Origin of the sequence: Ramlibacter sp. (assembly GCF_036383835.1) — a bacterium.
In the GTDB taxonomy this organism is placed as follows: domain Bacteria; phylum Pseudomonadota; class Gammaproteobacteria; order Burkholderiales; family Burkholderiaceae_C; genus Ramlibacter.
In genome coordinates, this window is record NZ_DASVNN010000104.1 from 1 (window position 1) to 20,375 (window position 20,375).

22 protein-coding genes are annotated in these 20,375 nt (G+C 69.7%); 9 read left to right on the forward strand and 13 right to left on the reverse strand.

Features of this window, described 5'->3' with window-relative positions; genetic code table 11:
• The 5 genes from VF522_RS16715 to ttcA form a co-directional block, all read right to left on the reverse strand.
• The coding region (locus tag VF522_RS16715) for a lysoplasmalogenase family protein (RefSeq protein WP_330909426.1) at window positions 1–1,745 on the reverse strand (1,745 nt) is incomplete at its 3' end.
• A gap of 19 nt (window positions 1,746–1,764) precedes the next feature.
• Entirely contained in the window at window positions 1,765–2,943 is a 1,179-nt protein-coding gene (locus VF522_RS16720) for a DSD1 family PLP-dependent enzyme (RefSeq protein WP_330909427.1), read from the reverse strand.
• Window positions 2,927–3,568: a histidine phosphatase family protein gene (locus VF522_RS16725; RefSeq protein WP_330909428.1), complete on the reverse strand. Its 642-nt coding sequence runs from the start codon at window positions 3,566–3,568 to the stop codon at window positions 2,927–2,929. Before VF522_RS16725 ends, VF522_RS16720 begins: the two co-directional genes overlap by 17 nt.
• 63 nt (window positions 3,569–3,631) lie before the next feature.
• Window positions 3,632–4,234: a DUF4136 domain-containing protein gene (locus tag VF522_RS16730; protein WP_330909429.1), complete on the reverse strand. Its 603-nt coding sequence runs from the start codon at window positions 4,232–4,234 to the stop codon at window positions 3,632–3,634.
• A 31-nt stretch (window positions 4,235–4,265) separates the two neighbouring features.
• Window positions 4,266–5,189: a tRNA 2-thiocytidine(32) synthetase TtcA gene (gene ttcA, locus VF522_RS16735; RefSeq protein ID WP_330909430.1), complete on the reverse strand. Its 924-nt coding sequence runs from the start codon at window positions 5,187–5,189 to the stop codon at window positions 4,266–4,268.
• 160 nt (window positions 5,190–5,349) lie between these two features.
• Between ttcA and VF522_RS16740 the strand changes: the two genes are divergently transcribed.
• On the forward strand, window positions 5,350–6,330 hold the full coding sequence (locus VF522_RS16740) for a hypothetical protein (RefSeq protein WP_330909431.1): 981 nt from the start codon (window positions 5,350–5,352) through the stop codon (window positions 6,328–6,330).
• A 6-nt stretch (window positions 6,331–6,336) separates the two neighbouring features.
• Here VF522_RS16740 and VF522_RS16745 read toward each other — a convergent pair whose 3' ends face one another.
• Both VF522_RS16745 and VF522_RS16750 read right to left on the reverse strand, forming a co-directional pair.
• Window positions 6,337–6,705: a dihydroneopterin aldolase gene (locus VF522_RS16745; protein WP_330909432.1), complete on the reverse strand. Its 369-nt coding sequence runs from the start codon at window positions 6,703–6,705 to the stop codon at window positions 6,337–6,339.
• Window positions 6,702–7,466: an SDR family oxidoreductase gene (locus VF522_RS16750; RefSeq protein WP_330909433.1), complete on the reverse strand. Its 765-nt coding sequence runs from the start codon at window positions 7,464–7,466 to the stop codon at window positions 6,702–6,704. Before VF522_RS16750 ends, VF522_RS16745 begins: the two co-directional genes overlap by 4 nt.
• Before the next feature lie 17 nt (window positions 7,467–7,483).
• Here VF522_RS16750 and VF522_RS16755 point away from each other — a divergent pair, with 17 nt between their 5' ends.
• Genes VF522_RS16755 through VF522_RS16765 form a run of 3 tightly spaced genes read left to right on the forward strand, consistent with a single transcriptional unit; the run spans window position 7,484 to window position 9,731 of the window.
• Window positions 7,484–8,578 carry a class I SAM-dependent methyltransferase gene (locus VF522_RS16755; protein WP_330909434.1) on the forward strand — a complete coding sequence of 365 codons (1,095 nt, stop codon included), beginning with the start codon at window positions 7,484–7,486 and terminating at the stop codon, window positions 8,576–8,578.
• Between the two features lie 27 nt (window positions 8,579–8,605).
• Entirely contained in the window at window positions 8,606–8,800 is a 195-nt protein-coding gene (locus tag VF522_RS16760; RefSeq protein WP_330909435.1) for a DUF2905 domain-containing protein, read from the forward strand.
• Window positions 8,801–8,804: 4 nt separating this feature from the next.
• Window positions 8,805–9,731 carry an ROK family protein gene (locus tag VF522_RS16765; protein ID WP_330909436.1) on the forward strand — a complete coding sequence of 309 codons (927 nt, stop codon included), beginning with the start codon at window positions 8,805–8,807 and terminating at the stop codon, window positions 9,729–9,731.
• A gap of 92 nt (window positions 9,732–9,823) precedes the next feature.
• On the opposite strand, the gene VF522_RS16770 is transcribed toward VF522_RS16765, so the two are convergent.
• From VF522_RS16770 to VF522_RS16780, 3 genes are all read right to left on the reverse strand, one after another.
• A complete protein-coding gene (locus tag VF522_RS16770; protein WP_330909437.1) occupies window positions 9,824–11,062 on the reverse strand; it encodes a multifunctional CCA addition/repair protein in 1,239 nt (412 codons plus the stop codon).
• A 114-nt stretch (window positions 11,063–11,176) separates the two neighbouring features.
• Window positions 11,177–11,863 carry a glutathione S-transferase family protein gene (locus VF522_RS16775; RefSeq protein WP_330909438.1) on the reverse strand — a complete coding sequence of 229 codons (687 nt, stop codon included), beginning with the start codon at window positions 11,861–11,863 and terminating at the stop codon, window positions 11,177–11,179.
• Window positions 11,864–11,990: 127 nt separating this feature from the next.
• Window positions 11,991–13,976, reverse strand: coding sequence for a lytic transglycosylase domain-containing protein (locus tag VF522_RS16780; RefSeq protein WP_330909440.1), 1,986 nt, complete (start codon window positions 13,974–13,976; stop codon window positions 11,991–11,993).
• A gap of 9 nt (window positions 13,977–13,985) precedes the next feature.
• On the opposite strand from VF522_RS16780, the gene VF522_RS16785 reads away from it, so the two are divergent.
• Complete coding sequence (locus VF522_RS16785; RefSeq protein ID WP_330909441.1) at window positions 13,986–14,585, forward strand: 5-formyltetrahydrofolate cyclo-ligase; 600 nt, start codon at window positions 13,986–13,988, stop codon at window positions 14,583–14,585.
• Between the two features lie 81 nt (window positions 14,586–14,666).
• On the opposite strand, the gene VF522_RS16790 is transcribed toward VF522_RS16785, so the two are convergent.
• Entirely contained in the window at window positions 14,667–15,650 is a 984-nt protein-coding gene (locus VF522_RS16790; protein WP_330909442.1) for a LysR substrate-binding domain-containing protein, read from the reverse strand.
• Window positions 15,651–15,767: 117 nt separating this feature from the next.
• On the opposite strand from VF522_RS16790, the gene VF522_RS16795 reads away from it, so the two are divergent.
• From VF522_RS16795 to VF522_RS16810, 4 genes are all read left to right on the forward strand, one after another.
• Complete coding sequence (locus VF522_RS16795; protein WP_330909443.1) at window positions 15,768–16,259, forward strand: DUF2917 domain-containing protein; 492 nt, start codon at window positions 15,768–15,770, stop codon at window positions 16,257–16,259.
• A gap of 40 nt (window positions 16,260–16,299) precedes the next feature.
• On the forward strand, window positions 16,300–16,830 hold the full coding sequence (locus VF522_RS16800) for a gluconokinase (RefSeq protein WP_330909444.1): 531 nt from the start codon (window positions 16,300–16,302) through the stop codon (window positions 16,828–16,830).
• A gap of 31 nt (window positions 16,831–16,861) precedes the next feature.
• Complete coding sequence (locus VF522_RS16805; RefSeq protein WP_330909445.1) at window positions 16,862–17,851, forward strand: MBL fold metallo-hydrolase; 990 nt, start codon at window positions 16,862–16,864, stop codon at window positions 17,849–17,851.
• Window positions 17,852–18,053: 202 nt separating this feature from the next.
• The gene (locus VF522_RS16810; RefSeq protein ID WP_330909446.1) at window positions 18,054–18,353 is read left to right on the forward strand and encodes a hypothetical protein; all 300 of its coding nucleotides are present in this window, start codon (window positions 18,054–18,056) and stop codon (window positions 18,351–18,353) included.
• On the opposite strand, the gene VF522_RS16815 is transcribed toward VF522_RS16810, so the two are convergent.
• Both VF522_RS16815 and VF522_RS16820 read right to left on the reverse strand, forming a co-directional pair.
• Window positions 18,354–19,493 carry an MFS transporter gene (locus VF522_RS16815; RefSeq protein WP_330909447.1) on the reverse strand — a complete coding sequence of 380 codons (1,140 nt, stop codon included), beginning with the start codon at window positions 19,491–19,493 and terminating at the stop codon, window positions 18,354–18,356.
• Window positions 19,490–20,374, reverse strand: a complete 885-nt coding sequence (locus VF522_RS16820; protein WP_330909448.1) for a DUF6279 family lipoprotein — start codon at window positions 20,372–20,374, stop codon at window positions 19,490–19,492. The genes VF522_RS16815 and VF522_RS16820 overlap by 4 nt, the downstream gene beginning before the upstream one ends.
• Window position 20,375: the final 1 nt, after the last annotated feature.

Sequence of the window (20,375 nt, forward strand, 5' to 3'; positions counted from 1 at the left end):
GGCGCACCCCGACCTACGAAAACCGCCGAGGATCCCGGCGCTTCCCGCGCATTGCAGACGATCAGCACCTGCGCCGCATAGTAGGTGGCGAGCACGAGGAACTGCGCCATCGGCAGCGGCTGCGCGAAGCGGTTGATCGCCAGCAGCGTGTCGCTCATCATGAAGAAGACGGATCCCACCGCGACGGCTACCGAGGTCGCATCGCGCAGCACCGTCGCCCGGCCGATCGCCTGGGCCGCCATCAGCGCGATCACCAGCGCATAGGCCGCCACCGCCACCTTGAGCACCGGTCCGACGAAGGGGAACAGCACCGCATACATCCCGGCCGCAGCGACCAGCGTGGCGGCCAGCGCGCGCCGGTCCGGGAACCACGCCACGCCCTGCCGGAACAGCAGGAGGTAGCACAGGTGCGCGGCGAGGAAACTCACCAGCCCCGGGATGAAGTAGCCCTCGAACATCAGGAAGACGTCGCCGGCAAGGCACAGCGCCAGCGCGGCGAGCAGCTTCAGTTCGAAGCCGCGGCCCGAACGCAGTCCGCCGCTGCGCGTCACGACGTACGCGATCGCCAGCGCCATCGCCAGCGGCTTGAACAGGCGGTGCAGTTCGATCCAGCCCTGCGCCGACGTCGCCGTGGCGAGCGCGCCTGCTTCGACCAGCAGCACCGTGATCATCCCGATGCGTCCCTGCATCGCGGCGCCGATCGCCCACAACATCGCCGCCAGCACCGCCAGCCAGACGACGGATTGCTGCAGCGGCATCGGGTCGGCATGCCACAGGAACAGCACCACGCCCACCAGCAGCAGCACGAACTGCACGCCGGAGAACCAGGCCAGCGCCTTCGCCATCGGCGGGTGATAGCGCCGCACCGCGTCCATGCGGAACGCCGGCTTGGGAAAGCGCTCGGCCACGTCCGCCGGCCGCCATCCCGGCGGCTTGAACCAGACGCGCACCTTGTCGGCCCAGGAGCGCGCATGCCAGCTGTCCTTCGCGAGCGTCCAGTACACCTCGAAGTTGGACCACAGCGGATCCCAGCTTTCCAGCGGTGCCCGCGTGCCGTAGACGCACTTCTCGCCTTCCTCGCGGAAGCTGCCGAACATCCGGTCCCACACGATCAGCACGCCGCCGTAGTTGCGATCCAGGTAGGTGTCGTTCACCGCGTGGTGCACGCGGTGGTTGGACGGCGAGCAGAACCAGCGGTCGAACCATCCCAGCTTGCCGACGTGCTCGGTGTGCACCCAGTACTGGTACAGCAGGTCGATGAGCGCCACGACGCCGAACACCAGCGGCGGCACGCCGGCGACCGCCATCGGGACGTAGAAGATCCATCCGAGCAGCGCGCCGGAACTGGTCTGGCGCAGCGCCGTGGACAGGTTGTAGTCCTGGCTCTGGTGATGCACCACGTGCGCCGCCCAGAACACCGCCACCTCGTGGCCCGCGCGGTGCAGCCAGTAGTAGCAGAAGTCGTAGAACACCAGCGCCAGCAGCCAGCCGGGGGGCGACGTCCAGAACGCGTCGCTGTGCCAGACGGAGACGAAGCCGTACACCGCGGTGTAGATGCCGATGCGGAACAGGCGCGTGAGCACCGCGCTCACCTGGCTCAGCATGCCCAGGCTGATGCTGTTGATCGCGTCGCTCAGGCGGTAGGTGTTGCGCCGCTTCCAGGCGCCATAGGCGTATTCCACGGCGATGAGGCCGAGGAAGACCGGTGTGGCGAGGACGATGACCTGGCTGGGGGACAGCTGCATCCCCTCATTCTCACGCGGCTCAGGTCAGCGCGCCCCGGGCATCGACCCGGATGATCTTGTCGACCCGGCCGTTCTGCAGACCGCCCACCACACCGATCAGCACGTTGTGCAGGTTGACCGTGGGATCGCAGTGGCCGGGGATCAGCCACACCGTCTCGTCCAGGCGGGGCAGGCGCTGGTTGCCGTTGGCGGGCTTCAGTACGCCGTGCTCGTCGCTGGCGCCGGCGAATTCCAGCGCGCCGGTCGGCTCCAGCGTGAGCACCTTCGGCAGGCCGGAGTCGATCGCGTGGCTCTTGTGGCCGGCATCGCACACGGCGTGCAGCAGGCCCGCGCTCATGACCTGCGACTTCACGAACAGCGCGTGCTCGAACTGCGGCTGCGCCGGGTCGCGCTCGTTGGCGGCGTAGTCGGCGTCCATGAACAGGAAGGAGCCGGCCTGCAGTTCGCCGTAGAGGCCGCTGGCCGCCTCGCAGACCATGCTGCCGGTGCCCGCGCCGGTGACCAGCCCCACGGTCACGCCTTCGTCCTCGATCAGTTGCCTGGTGAAGCGAACGTCGCGCACCACGGTGGCGATCGCCTCGCGCCGCTCGCGCGGGCTGCGCAGGTGCTGCGCCCGTCCGTGGTAGGCCTGCAGGCCGGCGAAGCGCAGCGGCGGATGCTTGCGGATCTCCAGCGCCAGGTCCACCGCCGACTGGCCCGGCGTCACGCCGCAGCGGCCCTGGCCGACGTCGAGCTCCACGAACACGTCGATCACCGCGCCGTGGCCGCCGCGCCGCCGTTCGTTCATCTCGTGGGCCAGGCGGCGCACGCCCTGCAGGCTGTCCACCGCGATCGCCAGCTGGCCGTGTTCGGCCGCGACCTGGTGGGCGAGTTCGGCCACGCGGGCGAGCTTGGCCGGCGCGATCACCTCGTTGCTGATGTAGACGTTGTAGACGCCGCCGGCGACCATCGCCTCCGCCTCGGACGTCTTCTGCACGCACACGCCCACCGCGCCGGCCTGCATCTGCAGCTTGGCGAGCGCCGAGCTCTTGTGCATCTTGGCGTGCGGCCGCCACTTGATCGCGTGCTTGCGGGAGAACTCCGCCATGCGGCTCAGGTTGCGCTGCATGGCGTCGAGGTCGACGACGAGGGCGGGGGTGTCGATCGCGGCCACCGGCTGGCCGACGAGTTTCTTCAGGTCCTCAAGCGGTGTTTTCATCGTAGGAGGGTTGGTCGAGATGCTGGGTGTCGGACCAGCCGACCAGGGTGAATCCCTCGGGCGTCCACAACAGCCGGTTGATGGCCCCGTTCGGCAGCTGCCAGGTGCGGGGAGAGTTGACTTCCTGGCCGGTGGCCACGCGGTACAGAGCGTCCAGCACGCCGCCGTGCGCCACCACCGCGATCAGCTGTCCGGTGTGGCGCGAGGCGAGGTCGCTCATGGTGCGGGTGACGCGTTCGCGCAGCTGCAGCAGGGACTCGCCGCCTTCGGGGGGCGTCCACTCGGGAATGCGCTTCTTCCAGTTCAGCGCATCCTCGGGCCAGGTCTCGTGGATCTCGTGGAAGGTCTTCCCCTCGAACAGGCCGAAGCGCCGCTCGCGCAGGCCGGAGTGGGCGACCACGGGGATGCCGGCGGCGTGGCTGATGGCGCGCGCCGTCTCGTGGGCGCGCCCGAGGTCGCTGGAGTAGATGGCCGCGAGCTGCTCACCCGAAAGTGCCTCGCCCACGCGGCGGGCTTGCCATCGCCCGGTGTCGTTCAGCTGGATGTCGAGCTGGCCCTGGATCCGCGCGTCCACGTTCCAGGAAGTCTCGCCATGCCGCACGGCAATGATGCGCGTGGCTTCCATACCGGCGCATTGTATGAAGCGGTTCGCGCTGCGCCGAGGAAAACTTTTGGCTGAGCCTGACGCCTAGGAACTGCGGCCGACCTGGATGTCGACCCGCCGGGGGCCGGCGGGCGGGTTGGGGAAGCCCTGCATGGCCGCCTCGAACATCGCCGGCAGCACCGAGCGGTTGTCCAGCCAGGGGCCGTCGTTCACGGCATGGGTTTCGTAGACCACCCGGTTGCTCGCCAGCTCGCGCACGACGACGCTGACTTCCCGATGGAACCAGTAGCTGTCGGTGCGCGGCCACGGACCGCCGAAGCCCAGGCCCCAGTGCCGGCTGCCGAAGCCCAGGCCCCAGCCGCCGCCCCACCGATCCCACGGGTCGCCATAAGGCGACAGGCGCCGCTCGGTGCGCGCCGCGACCTGCACGCTGTAGCGGGGCTGGGCATCGTCGCGGCGCAGGCCGGCCTTGTGCAAGGCGGGATCGGCCAGCGCCTCCAGCGCCTGCTGCGCCGGATCGACCTGCTGCGACAGCGAACGCTCGAAGCGGTAACCGGTTTGCGCCGGCACGCCCTGGAGCTGCGAGAAGGACTGGACCTGGTTGTCCAGAAGGTAAGTGCTCGCGCAGCCGGAAAGCAGCGCCAGCACTGAAGCGGCTGCGAACAGCAGACGGACGGATCGCACCATGAGACCTCCCGACGCGAGGCGCCGGGCGCCTCTAGAGCTTGATGACCTGCAGGGCGGGCAGCGCGCCGGGGACAGGGAGCTCCTCGTGATCGAAGGCCTTGTCGCCGTCTTCGCTGGGCACGCCCGTGGCTTTCAGACCCTTGTAATCGTAGAGCGTTCCGTCGGCCAGGTGGGACGGCACCACGTTCTGCAGTGCGTGCAGCATGTTGTCCAGGCGGCCGGGGTGCTTCCTTTCCCACTCGCGCAGCATCTCGCCCACCTGCTTGCGCTGCAGGTTCTCCTGGCTGCCGCACAGGGTGCAGGGGATGATGGGAAACGCCTGCACTTCGGCCCAGCGCACCAGGTCCTTCTCGGCGACGTAGGCGAGTGGCCGGATCACCATGTGGCGGCCGTCGTCGCTCACCAGCTTGGGCGGCATGCCCTTCAGCTTGCCGCCGAAGAACATGTTGAGGAACAGCGTCTGCAGCATGTCGTCGCGGTGGTGGCCCAGCGCGATCTTGGTCGCCCCCAGTTCGTCGGCCACGCGATAGAGGATGCCGCGGCGCAGCCGGCTGCACAGGCTGCACATCGTCTTGCCCTCGGGGATCTTGTCCTTGACGATGGAGTAGGTGTCCTGCTCCTCGATGTGGAAGGGCACGCCCAGGGACTTCAGGTACCCGGGCAGCACGTGCTCGGGGAAGCCGGGCTGCTTCTGGTCCAGGTTCACCGCCACCAGCTCGAACTCCACCGGCGCGCGCTTCTGCAGCTTCATCAGGACGTCGAGCATGGCGTAGCTGTCCTTGCCGCCCGACAGGCAGACCATCACCTTGTCGCCCGCCTCGATCATGTTGTAGTCGACGATCGCCTGGCCGGCGAGGCGGCACAGCCGCTTCTCGAGCTTGTGGTTCTCGCGCTCGATGCGGCGGTCCGCGGGCGAGGCGGGGACGGGTTCCTGATCGATCCAGACAGCGCTCATGGGCGGCATTTTCGCATTGCGGGAGAGCACCCGCCCAGCGCGGGCGCGGAGTCCCCACGACGCCGCGATGTGGCGCGGCCGCGACGTCAGCCACGCCCAAGGCCGGGATGGGTGCTCGGCAGTACACAATGCGCTTCAGAACGAAAGTACTCCCTCGAGGATGGAACTCCCTGTTTTCAATCTGGGGCTGGTCGGTTTCGGCGTGGCCGAAGAGCGGCAGATCCGCGAACGCGCGGCGCGCTACAAGCAGGCGCACTGGCGCTGCGGGCGGGCCGAAGGCGCCGACGCCTGGTTGATCAACGGCGCGCGGGTCGCCCGCATGACCGATTCGCGCGCGCGGATCATCGGCACCGACGACACCGGCAGCGGCGCGGCGCAGCTGCTCGACGTGGCCACGCGCCCCACCGCCGTGGCCATGCCCGCGCCCCAGCTCCTGCAGCAGATGGTGGGGATCTCGTTCGACTTGCGCCAGCCGGACACCGTGGCCGCCTGCCTGGCAGCCCTCGACGGCAGCCTCGCGCCGGTGCGCAGGCTGTTCGGGGTCGCCGCATTGCTGGTGAAGGGCAGCGCCACGGTCGGCAATGCCGTCTACGAGCTGCGTGCCGGCGCGCAGTTGCTCGCCGTTGCGGACATGAAGGGCCGGGTCTACGTCTCTCCCGACGTCGGCGACGAGCAGCTGCGGCGGGCGGCCTGGAAGCACCGCGCGCGCAACATGGTCGAATTGCCGACGGACTTCGCGGAGCATGGGCTGTCCGAGCTGCTCTGGAGCTACACGACGCGCACCCGCCTCGACCTGCTGCCCGAACGCTACCTGGAATGCCGGATCTTCCTGCGCCGGCCGCCGCGCGTGCGGCCCGAGCTGCTGGACGACCAGCACCTGCGGGTCATCCGCGAGCTGGCGGTCGCGCCGGCCGACTTCACGGAGCTGCTGGATCGCATCGGGATGGATCCGAAGACCCTGCGTCGCGCGCTGGCCGCCCTGTACCGCGTGGGCTCGATCACGTCCAACCCCGACCGCGTGTGGACCACGTCGCTGGAAGGCACCATGTGGTCCACGCGCGCCGCGCTGCTGGACGACGAAGGCGAGACGAACTTCAGCCGGCCGGCGGACGGCCATCCTTCGACGGCGCCGCTGGCGTAGCCTTCCTCACCACTGCCCGGTCTCGGCCCGGATCGCGACCTCGCAGTCGTCGAAGATCTCCAGCTTCACGATCTTCACCCGCACGCCCAGCACGCCCGGCAGCTGCATCAGCCGGTGCGCCAGCTTGCCGATCAGCGACTCCAGCAGGTTCACGTGCTCCGCGGTGCATTCCTCGATGATGATGCGGCGCACCTTGCGGTAGTCCAGCACGTGCGTGATGTCGTCGTCGCGCGGCAAGAGGGGCTGCGTGCCGAGATTCAGTTCGGCGTCGACCTGGATCGGCTGCGGCGCGACCTTCTCGTGGTCGAGGATGCCCAGGTTCGCGTCGAAGCGCAGCCCGGTCAGCGTCAGGATCTGGGTACCGGCTTTGCTCATGGCATCAGGGAGAAGTCGCGGTCGAATTTCATCAGATGCTGGCCGCCGTCGACCAGCAGCGTGGTGCCGGTCAGCGAACGGTTCTCCAGCGCGAAGCGCACCGCGTGCGCCACGTCGTCCGGCGTCGAGGAACGCCCGAGCGGCGACAGCTTGTGCAGCTGCTCGAACTTCTCCTGCGACAGCATGTGGCTGGTGAGCGTGAGCCCGGGCGCGACGCCGACCACGCGCAACTGGGGCGCCATTGCCTGCGCGAGCAGGGTGGTCGCGGCTTCGAGGGCCGCCTTCGACAGCGTGTAGCTGAAGAAGTCCGGATTCGGGTTCCACAGCTTCTGGTCCAGCAGGTTGACCACCACGCCTTCGCCGCCGCGCGCCTTCACGTGTTCGTGCAGCGACTGGGCCAGCACGATGGGCGCGGCGGTGTTCGTGGCGAGGTGGCTGCGCAGCGCCTTGTAGCCGAAGTTGTCGGGGCTGTCGTGCTCGAACACGGAGGCGTTGTTCACCACCGCATCGACGCGGCCGAAGTGCGCGACGACCGAGGGCAGCAGCGACCGCGCTTCCGTCTCGCTCGACAGGTCGGCGCCGAAGACCTCGGCCTTCGCATGCCGCCCGCAGTCGGCGGCGGTCTGCACGGCCTCGGCGCGCGAGCCGCGGTAGTGCACGGCCACCTGCCATCCGGCCGCGGCAAGCTCGAGCGCGATGCTGCGCCCCAGCCGCCGGGCGGCGCCGGTGACCAGCACGGTGCGGACCTGCACAGAGCTCATTCGCGGACAATGCGCCGGTGGAAGAACATGGAACGAGTGTAACGACCGCCGTGCACCGGCTGGTCGCCGAGCAGGTCGCCCGCGCGGGCGGCTGGTTGCCCTTCGATCGCTTCATGGCCCTGGCGCTGTACGCGCCCGGCCTGGGCTACTACGCGAACCTGTCGCGCAAGTTCGGCACCCATCCGGGCACCGGCAGCGATTTCGTGACGGCGCCGGAGATGAGCCCGCTGTTCGGGCGGGCGCTGGCGGCGCAGGTGCGCGAGGCGCTGGACCGCACCGAAACCGACGAAGTCTGGGAGTTCGGCGCCGGCTCCGGCGCGCTCGCTGGCGAGCTGCTGCTGGAACTGGGCAGCCGCGTGCGCCGCTTCACCATCGTCGAACTTTCGGCCAGCCTGCGGGAGCGGCAGCAGGAAGCGCTGGGTCCCTTCGCCGAGCGCGTGCAGTGGGTGAACGAACTGCCGGAGAGCATGCGCGGCGTGGTGATCGGCAACGAGGTGCTCGATGCGATGCCCGTGAAGCTGCTGGCGCGCACGAACTACGTTTGGCACGAGCGCGGCGTGAGCGTCGCCGATGGCCGCCTGGCATGGAAGGACGTGCTGACGCACCTGCGCCCGCCGGTGGAGCCCGCGGGCCAGCACGACTACGTGACCGAGATCCATCACCAGGCCGAAGCCTTCATCCGCACGATCGCCGATCGGCTGAAGGCGGGCGCCGCCTTCTTCATCGACTACGGCTTCCCGGAAGCCGAGTACTACCACGAGCAGCGCAGCACCGGCACGCTGATGTGCCATCACGGGCACATGGCCGACCCGGATCCGCTGGCCGCGCCGGGGCAGAAGGACATCACCTCGCACGTCAATTTCACGAGCATCGCGGTGGCGGCGCAGGAAGCCGGCCTGGCGACGCTGGGCTATGCGACGCAGGGCCGCTTCCTCGTCAACTGCGGCATCGGCCCGTTGATGGAGGCGTCGGGCCTGAAGGAGCAGATCGCCGCGCAGCGCCTCGTCGCCGAACACGAGATGGGCGAACTGTTCAAGGTGATCGCCTTCCACCACGGCCCGTTCTGGGACGCCGTCGGTTTCCGCGAAGGCGACCGCACCTACACCCTCTGAGCCGCGCACGCGGCACACTAGGACGCCATGATCCGCTGGATGATCGTCATCTTCCTCGCGCTGCTGCTGATCAGCTGGTTCTCGCCGGTGCTGCAGAAGCTGGGGTTCGGCCGCCTGCCGGGGGACCTGCGCTTCCGGCTGTTCGGGCGCGACATCTTCCTGCCCTTCACGTCCACGATCCTGCTGAGCCTCGCCGCCGCGGGCATCGCGAAATTCCTCTGACCGCATGAAAGCCTGCATCGACATCGGCGGCACCAAGGTCGCCGTCAGCCTGAACACCGGAGCGGGGCTGGACCTCGTGGGCAAGCGCAGCGAGCCCACCGCCAAGTCGGGGACGAGCGACGCGCTCGCGCAGCAGGTGGTCCGGATGGTCGACGAGGCCGCGCGCGACGCCGGGGTGGAGCCCTCCACGGTGCAGCGCGCCGGCGTGTCCTCGGCAGGGCCTTTCGTGATGAATGCCGGCCTGGTCGAACTGGCCAGCCCGAACATCTGCGGCGGGCTGGCGGGGCCGGCGCGCGGATTGCCCAACGACTGGAAGACGGCGCCGCTGGAGGCGCCGCTGCGCCGCCGCTTCACGCAGGGCGTGCGCGTGGAGAACGACGCCGTGTCCGCCCTGGAGGCGGAGCGGCGGTGGGGCGCGCTGCAGGGCTTCGATCATTGCGCCTACGTGACCTGGAGCACCGGCGTGGGCACGGGCCTGTGCGTCGACGGCCGGGTGCTGCGCGGCAAGAACGGCAATGCCGGCCACGGCGGCCACATGTTCGTGAGCGACAACGACGACGCGCTGTGCGGCTGCGGCAACATCGGCGACCTGGAAGCGCTGGTGGCCGGCAACGCGGTGGCGCGGCGCTTCGGCGCCGATGCGGCCACGCTGCTGCAGCGCGCGCGCGCCGGCGACGCGGCTTCGGTGCAGGTGGTCGACGAGCTGTGCCGCGTGATGGGCCGCGCCCTGTACAACATGACCGTGATCCTGGACCTGCAGCGCATCAGCCTCGGGGGCAGCGTGTTCACCAACAACAAGGAGTACCTGTTGCCGCGGCTGCAGGCGCAGGTGAAAGGCAAGCTGCCGGCGCTGACGGATGGCTGCGAGCTGGTGGCGGCGGGGCTCGGGGATCGCGTGGGGGATTACGCGGCGCTGGCGCTGGTGGTTTGAACCTTCGTGATTCGTAGGGTGGGCAAGCTCTGCTTGCCCACCATGTCCTGCGCGGTGAATGGTGGGCAAGCAAGCTTGCCCACCCTACGGACTTACGGGTCGACGTGCCCACCTGAATGCGCTGCCACCGCCTCCGTCCTCGCCTTCTGGATCTGCGCGCCGATCTGGTCGCCCGCCAGCCCGCGTTCGCGCGCCTGCTCCGCGATCGCCGCGGTGTCCACCGAGCGTGCCGCTCCCAGCGCCGCCAGCAGCCGGTCCTTCTGCGGATAGGGCCGCTCCTCCAGGCCGAGCCGCCCGCGCGCATCGCATTCGCAGGCGAGCAGCACCAGCTCGAAGCGCTGCGGCTTGCGGAAGGCGTCGCAGCGTTCCAGCAGCCGCACCAGCGCGCCGGCGCCGAATTCCTCGCTGCGATGGATGTTGCCGTGCTCGCGCGCGACGACGTCGGCCAGTTCGCGGCATTCGTTGGGCACGCGCAGCCGGTTGCTCACCGTCTTCAGCAGGGCGGCGCTGCGCTGTTCGTGGCCGATGTGTTTCGGCAGGATGTCTTCCGGCGTCGTGCCCTTGCCGAGATCGTGCGTGAGGCAGGCGAAGCGCACCGGCAGCGGCGCCTGCAGGCGCGCGCTCATGTCCAGCACCATCATGTTGTGCACGCCGGTGTCCACCTCGGGGTGGTACTCGGCGCGCTGCGGCACGCCCCAGAGGCGCTCGACCTCCGGCAGGATGCGCTCGAGCGCTCCGCAGGCGCGCAGCATCTCGAACATGCGCGAGGGCTTGTGCTCCATCAAGCCGCGCGCGAGTTCCTGCCAGACGCGTTCCGGCACGAGGTGGTCCGCCTCGCCTTCCTTCACCATCGCGCGCATCAGCTCCAGCGTCTCCGGCGCGAGCGAGAAGTCGCTGAAGCGCGCCGCGAAGCGGGCGACGCGCAGGATGCGCACCGGGTCTTCGCGGAAGGCTTCGGTGACGTGGCGCAGCACCTTCGCCCTCAGGTCCTGCTGGCCGCCGTGGGGATCGATCAGCGCGCCGTCCTCGGCCTGCGCGATGGCGTTGATGGTGAGGTCGCGCCGCGCGAGGTCCTGGTCCAGCGTGACGTCCGGCGCCGCGTGGAAGGCGAAGCCGTGGTAGCCGCGGCCGGTCTTGCGCTCGGTGCGCGCCAGCGCGTATTCCTCGCGCGTGTCGGGATGCAGGAAGACCGGGAAGTCCTTGCCCACCGGCAGGTAGCCGGCATCGATCATCTCGTCGGGCGTCGCGCCCACCACCACCCAGTCCTCGTCGTGGACCGGCAGGCCCAGCAGGGCATCGCGCACGGCGCCGCCGACACGGAAGGTTCGCATGGGGAAAGTGTAATGGGGCGGGCAGACCCTCACCCCAGCCCTCTCCCGCAAGCGGGAGAGGGAGCCGTTCCGTTTTTCTCCCTCTCCCCTTTGGGGAGAGGGTTGGGGTGAGGGCTAGCGGCCTAGCCGGTAAGGCTCCTCGAAATCCAGGAAGTCCCGCTCCTCCAGCGACGCATCCATCCAGGCCTTCACGCCCGGCAGGGCGCAGACGCGGCGGATGTAGTCGGTGACGTGGCCCGGCACCGGCAGCTGGTAGGAGCGGATGCGCATGCACACGGGCGCGTAGTAAGCATCGGCGATGCTGAACTCGCCGAACAGCATGGGGCCCTTGTGCTGGGCGAGCAGGTCGCTCCACATGCCGGCGATGCGCTGCACGTCGCCGCGCACCGCGGGCTGGTCGCGCCAGACCAGCGCGCCGGCCTGCGGCAAGGAGGCTTCGATGTTCATGGGGCAGTGCGTGCGCAGCGCGCCGAAGCCCGAATGCATCTCCGCGCAGATGCTGCGCGCGCGGGCGCGGGCCTGCGGGTCGCGCGGCCACAAGGCCTTGTCCGCGAACTTCTCGGCCAGGTATTCGGCGATCGCGAGGGTGTCCCACACGGCGAAGCCCTCGTCCACCAGCACCGGCACGCGGCCGGCGGGATTGACCTTCAGCACCGCCTTCTTGAAGTCCGAATCCGGATCGTCCATGGGATCGAAGCGGATCTTGCGTTCCTCGAAGGGGATGCCCGCCTGCTTCAGGAGCACCCAGGGGCGCATGGACCAGGACGAGTAGTTCTTGTTGCCGATGTAGAGCGTGAGCATCGCAGTCTCCGGTGGCGGGATGCCGCCGATGCTAGCGGGGCCGTGACGCGGCATTGATGCAAAAACCGGCGCCGATTGATGCTCAGGTGTCCCGGATGGCTGGGAAGACGGCCATCCGGAACATCCATCAGGGAAGGTCGGTGTTCGCGGCGGGCTGCGCGGTGTCGCGCGGGCCGATCATGCCCAGGCGCGCCTTCAGCGACTGCGGCTGGCCGGTGAGCATGGCCGCATAGAAGGTGGTGTTGGACAGCACCTTCTTGACGTAGTCGCGCGTCTCCTGGAAGGGCACGTTCTCCGCCCAGGCCGCGCCCTCGAGCGTCGGGCCGTTGCGCCAGGCGCGCGGCCGGCTCGGGCCGGCGTTGTACGCCGCCGCGGCCATCGGCATCGAGCCGCCGAGGTCGTCCAGCACCAGCTTCAGGTAGCCGGTGCCGATCGCGATGTTGGTGTCCCGTTCGTTCAGCTGGCCGACGTTGAAGCCCTCCATCCCGAGCTTGCGGGCCGTCCAGCGCGCGGTGGCGGGCATCACCTGCATCAGGCCGGAGGCGCCCACGCTGGAGCGCGCATCGGTGACGAAGCGGCTCTCCTGCCGGATCAGGCCGTAGACGTAGGCCGGGTCGAGGTTGATCTCGCGGCTGCGGCGCACCACCGCCTCGCGGAAGGGCGTCGGGAAGCGCTGGTCGACGTCGAATTCGGCGCGGGTGCGCTCGCTGGTGTTGATGCAGCGGTCCCACACCTCGCGGTCGCAGGCGTATTGGGCGGCGGCGAGCAGCTCGCGGTCGTGCATGCCGCCGCGCTGGTGCAGGCTGGTGGTGTAGTTCCACTCGCGCGTGCCTTCCGAACGCAGGCCGATGGCGATCGCGTACAGCGCGCGGTTCAGGCCGGGGTTCTGGCGGGCGGCCTGCTTCTCGGCGTCGGTGAGCGGCACCGGCTTGCCCGGCACGGTGATCTTCTGGCCCAGCTCCTCCAGTGCGAGCTGCTCGTAGAAGCCGCGCGGCGAGGCGATCGCCTGCAGCAGCTTCGCCGCCTCGGCACGCTGCGCCTCGGAGGGGTTGGCGCCGAGCAGGGCGCGCGCCTTCCAATACACCCAGGCGGGGTCGGCCTGGCCTTCCTCGCTCATGCCGTCCACCGCTTCGCGCACGTTGCGCCAGTCGGCGCCCTTGGGCGCGCGCAGCGCCGCGCGCACCTTCCAGCCCAGCAGTTCGTCGCTCAGGTGCTTGTCGCGGTCGACCTTGGCGAAATAGGCGTTGGCCTCGGGCAGCAGGCGCTGCGCGGCCTGCCGGCCGATCACCCCCCAGACCCAGTCGCGCTCCTCGGGGTGCAGCTGCGGCCCCCACTTGTTCTCCAGTTGGGCGGCGGCCTGGTCGAGGTCGGTGGTGGCGAGCTTGATCAGCGCCAGGCCGACCATCTCGCGGCGCGTCTTCGAGGCGGCGAACACCTTGCTGGTGAGGAAGCGCGAGGGGCTGGCATTCAGCTCGTTGAGCAGGGGCAGGGCCTCGGGCTTGACCATCTCCAGCGCGTTGGCGGCGGCGCGCACGCGGTTGGTTTCCACCGACTGGCGCGCCTTGCGCCAGGCGTCCGCCTGCGTCACGCCGCGGGCATCGCCCTTGCCGAGCAGGGCTTCGGCCGCCAGCGTGCAGCCGTCGTCGGCGTCGCGCTGGCCCAGCCACAGCTTGCGCACCTCTTCCGACGCCCCCGCGATGCCGTTCGGCTCGCGCTGCGACTGCACCAGCAGCGCGTAGCAGCGCACCTCGCGGTCGTCGCGCATGCGGTACTTGGGGAATTCCTGGGCGAAGGTGTCCCAGTCCCTGCGCTGGCCCAGCAGTTGCAGCCAGTCGTTGCGCAGGCGGTCTTCCTGGTAGGTGCCGGCGTATTTCGCGAGGAATTGCTGGATCTCGGCCGGCGGCGCCGTGTCGAGGCGCGCGCGCAGTTCCCAGTACGCCGCCCAGGGCTCCAGTACGTGGCCCTGCGCCTGCGGCAGCATCTGGGCGAGCTTGGCCTTGTCGCCGCGACGGAATGCCTCCTGCATCTGCAGCAGCACGTCGTCCTTCGGTTGCGCCTGGGCACATCCCAGCAGAGCGACAGCGAGGGATGCCAGAATCGTTCTCAACTTCATCGGGAAATTATGGACAGGTCGGAAGAAAAAAGGTCTTTGCGCAAGAGGCTGATCGAGCAACGCCTGAACATGCCGGATCGACTACACCGCGCCGAACTTCTCCAGCGCGTGATGCGCATCTGGCTGGTGGGTCGTCCCGATACCGTGATCGGCGCCTACTGGCCGATCAAGGGCGAGTTCGATCCGCTGCCCGCGCTGCACCGGTGGAAGGAAGACGGCGAACTGCTGGACGAACCGCAGCTGCGCCGCATCGGCCTGCCCGTGGTCGACAAGCTCCATCAGACGCTGAAATTCCACGCATGGTTCCCCGGTTGCCCGATGGAGGAAGATGCGTACGGAATCCCGAAACCCAAGGACACCGAGATCGTGGTGCCCACGCTGCTGTTCGTTCCGTGCGTCGGTTACGGCGCGGGCGGCTACCGGCTGGGCTACGGCGGCGGTTTCTACGATCGCACGCTGGCTCAGCTGCAGCCGAAGCCGTCCACGGTCGGACTCGGCTTCGCGCACGGCTTCCTGCCCAACCTGGAGCCGGAGGCGCACGACGTGGCGCTCGATGCGGTGCTGAACGAGCTGGGGGTGGTGTGGCCGCTGCCGGCGGAGGAGGAATGATTCCGTCATTCCCGCGAAGGCGGGAACCCAGGGCTCCCGCTTTCCGAATGCCCTGGATCCCCGCCTGCGCGGGGATGACGACTAATCGAGGTCGTCCACCGTATCCGGATCCGGCACTTCCCCGATCGTCTGCCGCGTCACCTTGCTCTGCCCCAGCAGCCAGGCGCAGAACGCCTTGATCTCCGCCCGTTGCGCGCTGCGGGGACCCACGATCAGCCAGTAGGCCATCGGTGAATCCATGCGCAGCCTGGGCAGCGGCTCGATCAGGTCGCCGTTGGCCAGGTGTTCGGCCACCAGCGGCAGGCGCGCCAGCACCACGCCCTGGCCGGTGAGCGCGGCCTGCACCATCTGGTAGGCGTAGTTGAAATAGAGCCAGCGCTTGGGCTGCAGCTTCTGCAGGCCGTGCTCGTCGAACCAGCGCCGCCACGTGAGCCACTCCAGGTGCGTCTGGTGCGCGTCGCCGGCCTCGATCAGCGCGAACTGCGCCAGGTCCGCCGGCTTCAGCGGGGTGCTGTTCGATTTGAGCAGCCAGGGACTCGCCACCGGTGTGAGCTGCTCGCCGAACAGGCGCACGGCCTGGGGCGGCATGGTGTTCATCGGGCCGTAGCGCAACGCGAGATCGACGTCGGCGATCTCCAGGTCCAGCCGCGCGTCGCTGGCGTCGATGCGGATGTCGATGTCCGGGTGGTCGCGCTGGAACTGCTCCAGCCGCGGGATCAGCCACATCGACGCGAACGAAGCGAAGGTGGTGAGCGCCACGGCGCGGCGGCCGGCGCTCTGGCGGATCTGCCGCACCGCGTTGTCGATGCGCGGCAGCGACTGCGACACCGCCATCAGCAGCTGCGCGCCGGCGCTCGTGAGTTCCACCGCGCGCGTGTGCCGCAGGAACAGGCTCACCCCGACCTCTTCCTCCAGCGACTGGATCTGCCGCGACACGGCCGACTGCGTGAGCGCCATCTCCTCGGCCGCGGCTCGGAAATTGAGGTGGCGGGCCACGGCCTCGAAGGCACGCAGGTGGCCGGCGGAGATCGGGCGGGTGCGCAGGTGGGTCTGCGAATGCAGCATGGCGCTTAGGGCATTGATGCGGTTCGGGAATCAATAGCGTAGCCGGATTTCATTGGACCGCCAAGGGTGCGTGAACGATCATTCCATTCCGAAAAGCCATCACCCAGGAGAACCGCCATGACCGCCCGCTCCGTCGCCCAGCTGCTCCAGTCCGCGCCTGCCACGGCCCTGCCCGGCACGTGGAAACTGGTGCGCGGCCGCGCGATCACGCTGCGGCCGACGAATGACGGCATCCTGCGCGTGGCCCACGGCCGCGTCTGGGCCACCATCGAAGGACCGCACGGCGTCACGCCTTCCGATTCCGGCGACCACGTCCTGGAAGTGGGCCGTTCCATGTATCTGCACGCCGGCCAGTCGGTCGTGATCGAGGCCTGGAACCAGCGCGGCGCTTCCTACTTCGCCTGGGACCCGGTGTTCGTCACCCAGCCCGTGCGGCCGCGCGTCACGGCGACGGCCGTGCTGCAGCCGATGGCGGACCTGCGGGCCGCGCTCGCACTGGCGCTGCGTGCCGCGGGCCAGCTCGCCACCGGACTGACGCGCCTCGCGTGGGACCGCCTTCGCGGCGGCCAGGCTGGCGTGAGCCGCTGCCCGGACGGCGCACTGGGCTGAACCGCCCCGCGCTCGCATGGCGGCGACCATAATCGCCGCCATGCCGTCCGACGATTCGCCCGAGACTCCGCCGCTCCACGTCGTCGTCATGGGCGTGGCCGGCTGCGGCAAGTCGATCGCGGGCGCGGAGCTGGCCTCCCGGCTGGCGCTGCCCCTCATCGAGGGCGACAACTTCCACCCGGACGGCAACATCCGCAAGATGCGCGAGGGCACGCCGCTCACCGACGCCGACCGCGCCGGCTGGCTGCAGCAGCTCGCCGGCGAACTGCGGCTGCAGCCGGGCGGCGCCGTCCTCACCTGCTCGGCGCTGAAGCGGTCGTACCGCGACACGCTGCGCGGTGCCGTGCCGACGCTGCACTTCCTGCATCTCTCGCTCACGCCGCACCAGGCGATGGAGCGGGTCGCCGCGCGCACCGACCATTTCTATCCGCCCAGCCTCGTGGCCAGCCAGTTCGAGACGCTGGAGGACCCGCGCGGCGAGCCGCACGTGCTGGTGGTCGACGCCACGCGCCACGTGGACCGGCTGGTGGAGGACGCCGCCCGCTGGCTCGCGGGTCCGTCCGCTGCCTAGAATCGCGCGGAACCCTCCGCAGGAATCCCCCATGAGCAAAGCCTTCGCGAGCCAGGCCGACCTGGCCGACAAGAAGATCACCTTCGAGCAGCTGTCGCCGCACTGCTGGGCCTACACCGCCGAGGGCGACCCGAACTCCGGCGTGATCATCGGCGAGCAGTTCATCATGGTGAGCGACGCCACCGCCACGCCGGCGATGGCGCGCGACCTGATCGCGCGCATCCGCGCCATCAGCGACAAGCCGATCAAGTACGTGCTGCTCACGCACTACCACGCGGTGCGCGTGCTGGGCGCGAGCGCCTATTTCGGCGAGGGCGCCACCGAGGTGATCGCCAGCCAGGGCACCTACGAGCTGATCGTCGAGCGCGGCCAGCAGGACATGCAGTCGGAGATGGAGCGCTTCCCGCGCCTGTTCCGCAACGCCGAAAGCGTGCCCGGCCTCACCTGGCCGACGATGGTGATCGGCGGCGGCGATCCCACCAAGGGCGAAGTCCCCGGCAAGCTCACGCTGGATCTCGGCGGCGTGAAGGTGCAGGTCTGGTCGCCGGGCTGGGGCCACACTCGCGGCGACACCATCGCCTGGGTGGAGCAGGAAAAGGTGCTGTTCTCCGGCGACCTGGTCGAATTCAATGCCGGCGTCTACACCGGCGATGCGCACCTGGAGGAATGGCCGGCGACGCTGGAGGCGCTGCGCGCGCTCGGCGCGCAGGCACTGGTGCCGGGACGCGGCGAGGCGATGCAGGGCGCGGGCCAGGTGAACCTCGCGCTCGATTACACCAAGCGCTGGGTGGAGACGCTGTTCCGATGCGGCAAGGAAGCGGCGGCCGCCAACATGGACCTCAAGGCCGCAATGGCGCATACGCGCAAGGCGATGGACCCGATGTTCGGGCAGGTGTTCATCTACGAGCATTGCCTGCCCTTCGACGTGAGCCGCGCGTTCGACGAGGCGCGCGGGGTGAAGAATCCGCGCATCTGGACGGCGGAGCGGGACAAGGAGATGTGGGCGGCGCTGCAGGATTGATTGTGGTGGCGCGTGCTGGGGTTCCACCCCAGCCTACGATCGGCCGCGGCGGCCCCTGTAGGCTGGGGTGCAACCCCAGCAAATCTGTAGGCGTCGGCCGACACCCCCGCCCCTCCGCTGACTACAACCCTCCCCCTCGCTCCTTCCTAAGCTGATCCGGCGGTCCCTCCACCGCCGCAGTTCATCCACAGGAGAGCACTTCATGCCAGACGACAAGCCCGTGCCGCGCATCCTGCAGCAGCAGCCGCCACGCGACAGCGATCCGCAGCAGCAGCGCGCCGGCGCCACCGACTTCCAGTCCCGCCCGGAGGGGCAGGGCCAGGTGGAAGGCGAGGGCAGCTATACCGCCACCCGCGAGTACCAGAAGAACCTCAAGGACTACCTGGACAAGGCCGACGTCGAGAAGGATGCCGAGGCTTCGCGTCCGCGCTCGGACGACGAAGCGCGCGACATGGAACAGGCCGAGCGCGAAGGCAAGGCGCATTCGCGCGGCGAGCACTGATCACGCCGGCTGCAAGCGCCGCGCCGCGGTGAGCGCCAGCACGGCGAGCGCGCCCAGCAGCAGCGCCAGGCCCGCCAGGCCCGCGCCCTCCAGCGCCGATCCGCTTGCGACGGGACCGATCGTCCCGCCCCAGGTGTACCCCGAGATCATCGCGGCCGCGCCGCCCGCCGTTGCGCGGCCCGCGAAGGCGTGCGCCACCTGCACCATCGACAGGGTGTAGAGCGCGCCGCCGACGCCGCCCCACACCAGGCCGCATACCCACAGCAGCCACGGCGCGCGATCCGCGAAGGCGATCGCGCTGCTGGTTGCGAGCAGCGCGACGGCGGCGCCGGTGAACACGCGGCGCGTGGAGAAGCGGTCCGCGGCCCAGCCGGCGGGATACTGCAGCAGGAAGCTGCCGACGCCGATCGCACCCGCCACGCTGGCCGCGGCGCGCAGGCTCATGCCGGTGGCCGACGCATGCGCCGCGCCGACCGCGCCCAGTCCCGCCTCGAATACGCCGCCCGCGAAGGCGAGCACCGCCAGCCATGGCACGGTGCGTAGCGCTTCCAGCGTGCCGGTGTGCGCCTGCCTGCGTTCATGCGGTTCGTGCGCCGGCGCGGTGAGCGCGAGCAACAGGCAGCCGGCCACGAGCAGCACCGCGAGCCACAGCACCGGCCGCGCATCCACGCGCAGCAATCCGGGCAGGAACGGGCCGAGGGCGAGGGCGGCGCCGAGCGCGGTCTGGTACAGGCCCATCACGCGGCCGCGCATGTCCGCCGGCGCCTCTTCCGCCAGCAGCGCTTCGGTGGTGTTCCACAGGATCGCGGCGCCGGTGCCGGCGACGATCGAACCGAGCGCCCACCAGGCGACGTGGTCCGCCAGCGCGAAGGAGCCGATGCCGGCGAGTTGCAGCACTGCGCCCGTGCGGTAGCTGCGCAGCGTGCCCCAGCGCGCGATCAGCCGCGGCATCACCGGGATCAGCAGGCCCACCATCAGGAAAGGCAGCATCGAGAAGGCGCCGATGAAGGCCGTGCCGTGGCCGGAGCGCTGCAGCAGCACGGCGAGCACCGGCGCCGTCATGGAGAAGGCCATGACGATCAGCGTGGTGGCCGCGCCCAGGCGCCACACCAGGGCCAGGCCGGGACGGCCGCCGGTCACGGCTGCGCGAGCACCAGGTCCCGCAGGTCGCGCTGGTAGGCGCGCAGGCGCTTGGCCGCTTGCTCGCGCTGCGCCGGCGTGGTGCTGTGGTGCACCAGCGAGAAGGTCATGCAGCCTTCCTGCAGCAGCACCTGCTGGTAGGCGCGGTAGCCCGGGTCGGCCGCTTTCTCGATGCCGTCGTACCAGGCGCGCAGCAGGCCGCGCGCCTCGGCGTCCGAGGTCCCGTGCTGGGCGACGCGGCGCAGCATCTTCAGCAGTTCCTCCTGCCGGCGCTGCCATTCGGCGTGGCTGCGTGCCGCGTCGAAGGCGGATAGCTGGATGCGCTGGCGCAGCACGGCGCGCTGCGGCTCGTCGAGCCGGCCGTAGATGGTCTCCAGCCGTTCCAGCATCTGGTCGAAGCGCTTCTCGTTGCGTTCGGCCGGCGAGAGGTCCAGCCATTCCTTCTGGGAGCGCTCGTTGTTGCGGCGGAACTTGCGCTGCATGTGGCGCAGCTCGCGCGGCGTCATGGACGTGGAGATGGCCGCGATGCGCGGCTCGCCTTCGACGGCCACGGCGCGCATTCGGCCCTGCACTTCGGCGACGATGCTGCAGGCCTGCTGCGGGTTCACCTCGCCCGGCGCGAGCTGCTCCATGCGCGCCAGCAGGTCGACGATCTTCGGCAACTCCTTCTGCCGGTGCCAGGCGTGCAACTGCGCGATGTGCTCGCGCACCACGGGCGCCTGTTCCTCGCTGAAATCGGCATAGCCGTCCAGCCACCAGTAGGCCAGGCCGGGCAGGTTGCTGTAGCCCAGCTTCACGGCGCTGCAGGCGGAGAGCGCCAGCCCGAGGGCGAGCGCAAGGATAATGCCGCCCATACGGGTGGAGTCCAGCGACTTCATCATG

What these genes read in the sequence shown, in the direction of transcription:
- VF522_RS16765 (WP_330909436.1), top strand. Translation starts at nt 8,805, where the DNA reads ATGAAAGCCTGCATCGACATCGGCGGCACCAAGGTCGCCGTCAGCCTG.
- VF522_RS16745 (WP_330909432.1), bottom strand. Translation starts at nt 6,705, where the DNA reads ATGAGCAAAGCCGGTACCCAGATCCTGACGCTGACCGGGCTGCGCTTC.
- VF522_RS16720 (WP_330909427.1), bottom strand. Translation starts at nt 2,943, where the DNA reads ATGAAAACACCGCTTGAGGACCTGAAGAAACTCGTCGGCCAGCCGGTG.
- VF522_RS16770 (WP_330909437.1), bottom strand. Translation starts at nt 11,062, where the DNA reads ATGCGAACCTTCCGTGTCGGCGGCGCCGTGCGCGATGCCCTGCTGGGC.
- VF522_RS16775 (WP_330909438.1), bottom strand. Translation starts at nt 11,863, where the DNA reads ATGCTCACGCTCTACATCGGCAACAAGAACTACTCGTCCTGGTCCATG.
- VF522_RS16750 (WP_330909433.1), bottom strand. Translation starts at nt 7,466, where the DNA reads ATGAGCTCTGTGCAGGTCCGCACCGTGCTGGTCACCGGCGCCGCCCGG.
- VF522_RS16730 (WP_330909429.1), bottom strand. Translation starts at nt 4,234, where the DNA reads ATGGTGCGATCCGTCCGTCTGCTGTTCGCAGCCGCTTCAGTGCTGGCG.
- VF522_RS16805 (WP_330909445.1), top strand. Translation starts at nt 16,862, where the DNA reads ATGAGCAAAGCCTTCGCGAGCCAGGCCGACCTGGCCGACAAGAAGATC.
- VF522_RS16790 (WP_330909442.1), bottom strand. Translation starts at nt 15,650, where the DNA reads ATGCTGCATTCGCAGACCCACCTGCGCACCCGCCCGATCTCCGCCGGC.
- VF522_RS16810 (WP_330909446.1), top strand. Translation starts at nt 18,054, where the DNA reads ATGCCAGACGACAAGCCCGTGCCGCGCATCCTGCAGCAGCAGCCGCCA.
- VF522_RS16795 (WP_330909443.1), top strand. Translation starts at nt 15,768, where the DNA reads ATGACCGCCCGCTCCGTCGCCCAGCTGCTCCAGTCCGCGCCTGCCACG.
- ttcA (WP_330909430.1), bottom strand. Translation starts at nt 5,189, where the DNA reads ATGAGCGCTGTCTGGATCGATCAGGAACCCGTCCCCGCCTCGCCCGCG.
- VF522_RS16800 (WP_330909444.1), top strand. Translation starts at nt 16,300, where the DNA reads ATGCCGTCCGACGATTCGCCCGAGACTCCGCCGCTCCACGTCGTCGTC.
- VF522_RS16785 (WP_330909441.1), top strand. Translation starts at nt 13,986, where the DNA reads ATGGACAGGTCGGAAGAAAAAAGGTCTTTGCGCAAGAGGCTGATCGAG.
- VF522_RS16820 (WP_330909448.1), bottom strand. Translation starts at nt 20,374, where the DNA reads ATGATGAAGTCGCTGGACTCCACCCGTATGGGCGGCATTATCCTTGCG.
- VF522_RS16740 (WP_330909431.1), top strand. Translation starts at nt 5,350, where the DNA reads ATGGAACTCCCTGTTTTCAATCTGGGGCTGGTCGGTTTCGGCGTGGCC.
- VF522_RS16760 (WP_330909435.1), top strand. Translation starts at nt 8,606, where the DNA reads ATGATCCGCTGGATGATCGTCATCTTCCTCGCGCTGCTGCTGATCAGC.
- VF522_RS16725 (WP_330909428.1), bottom strand. Translation starts at nt 3,568, where the DNA reads ATGGAAGCCACGCGCATCATTGCCGTGCGGCATGGCGAGACTTCCTGG.
- VF522_RS16780 (WP_330909440.1), bottom strand. Translation starts at nt 13,976, where the DNA reads ATGAAGTTGAGAACGATTCTGGCATCCCTCGCTGTCGCTCTGCTGGGA.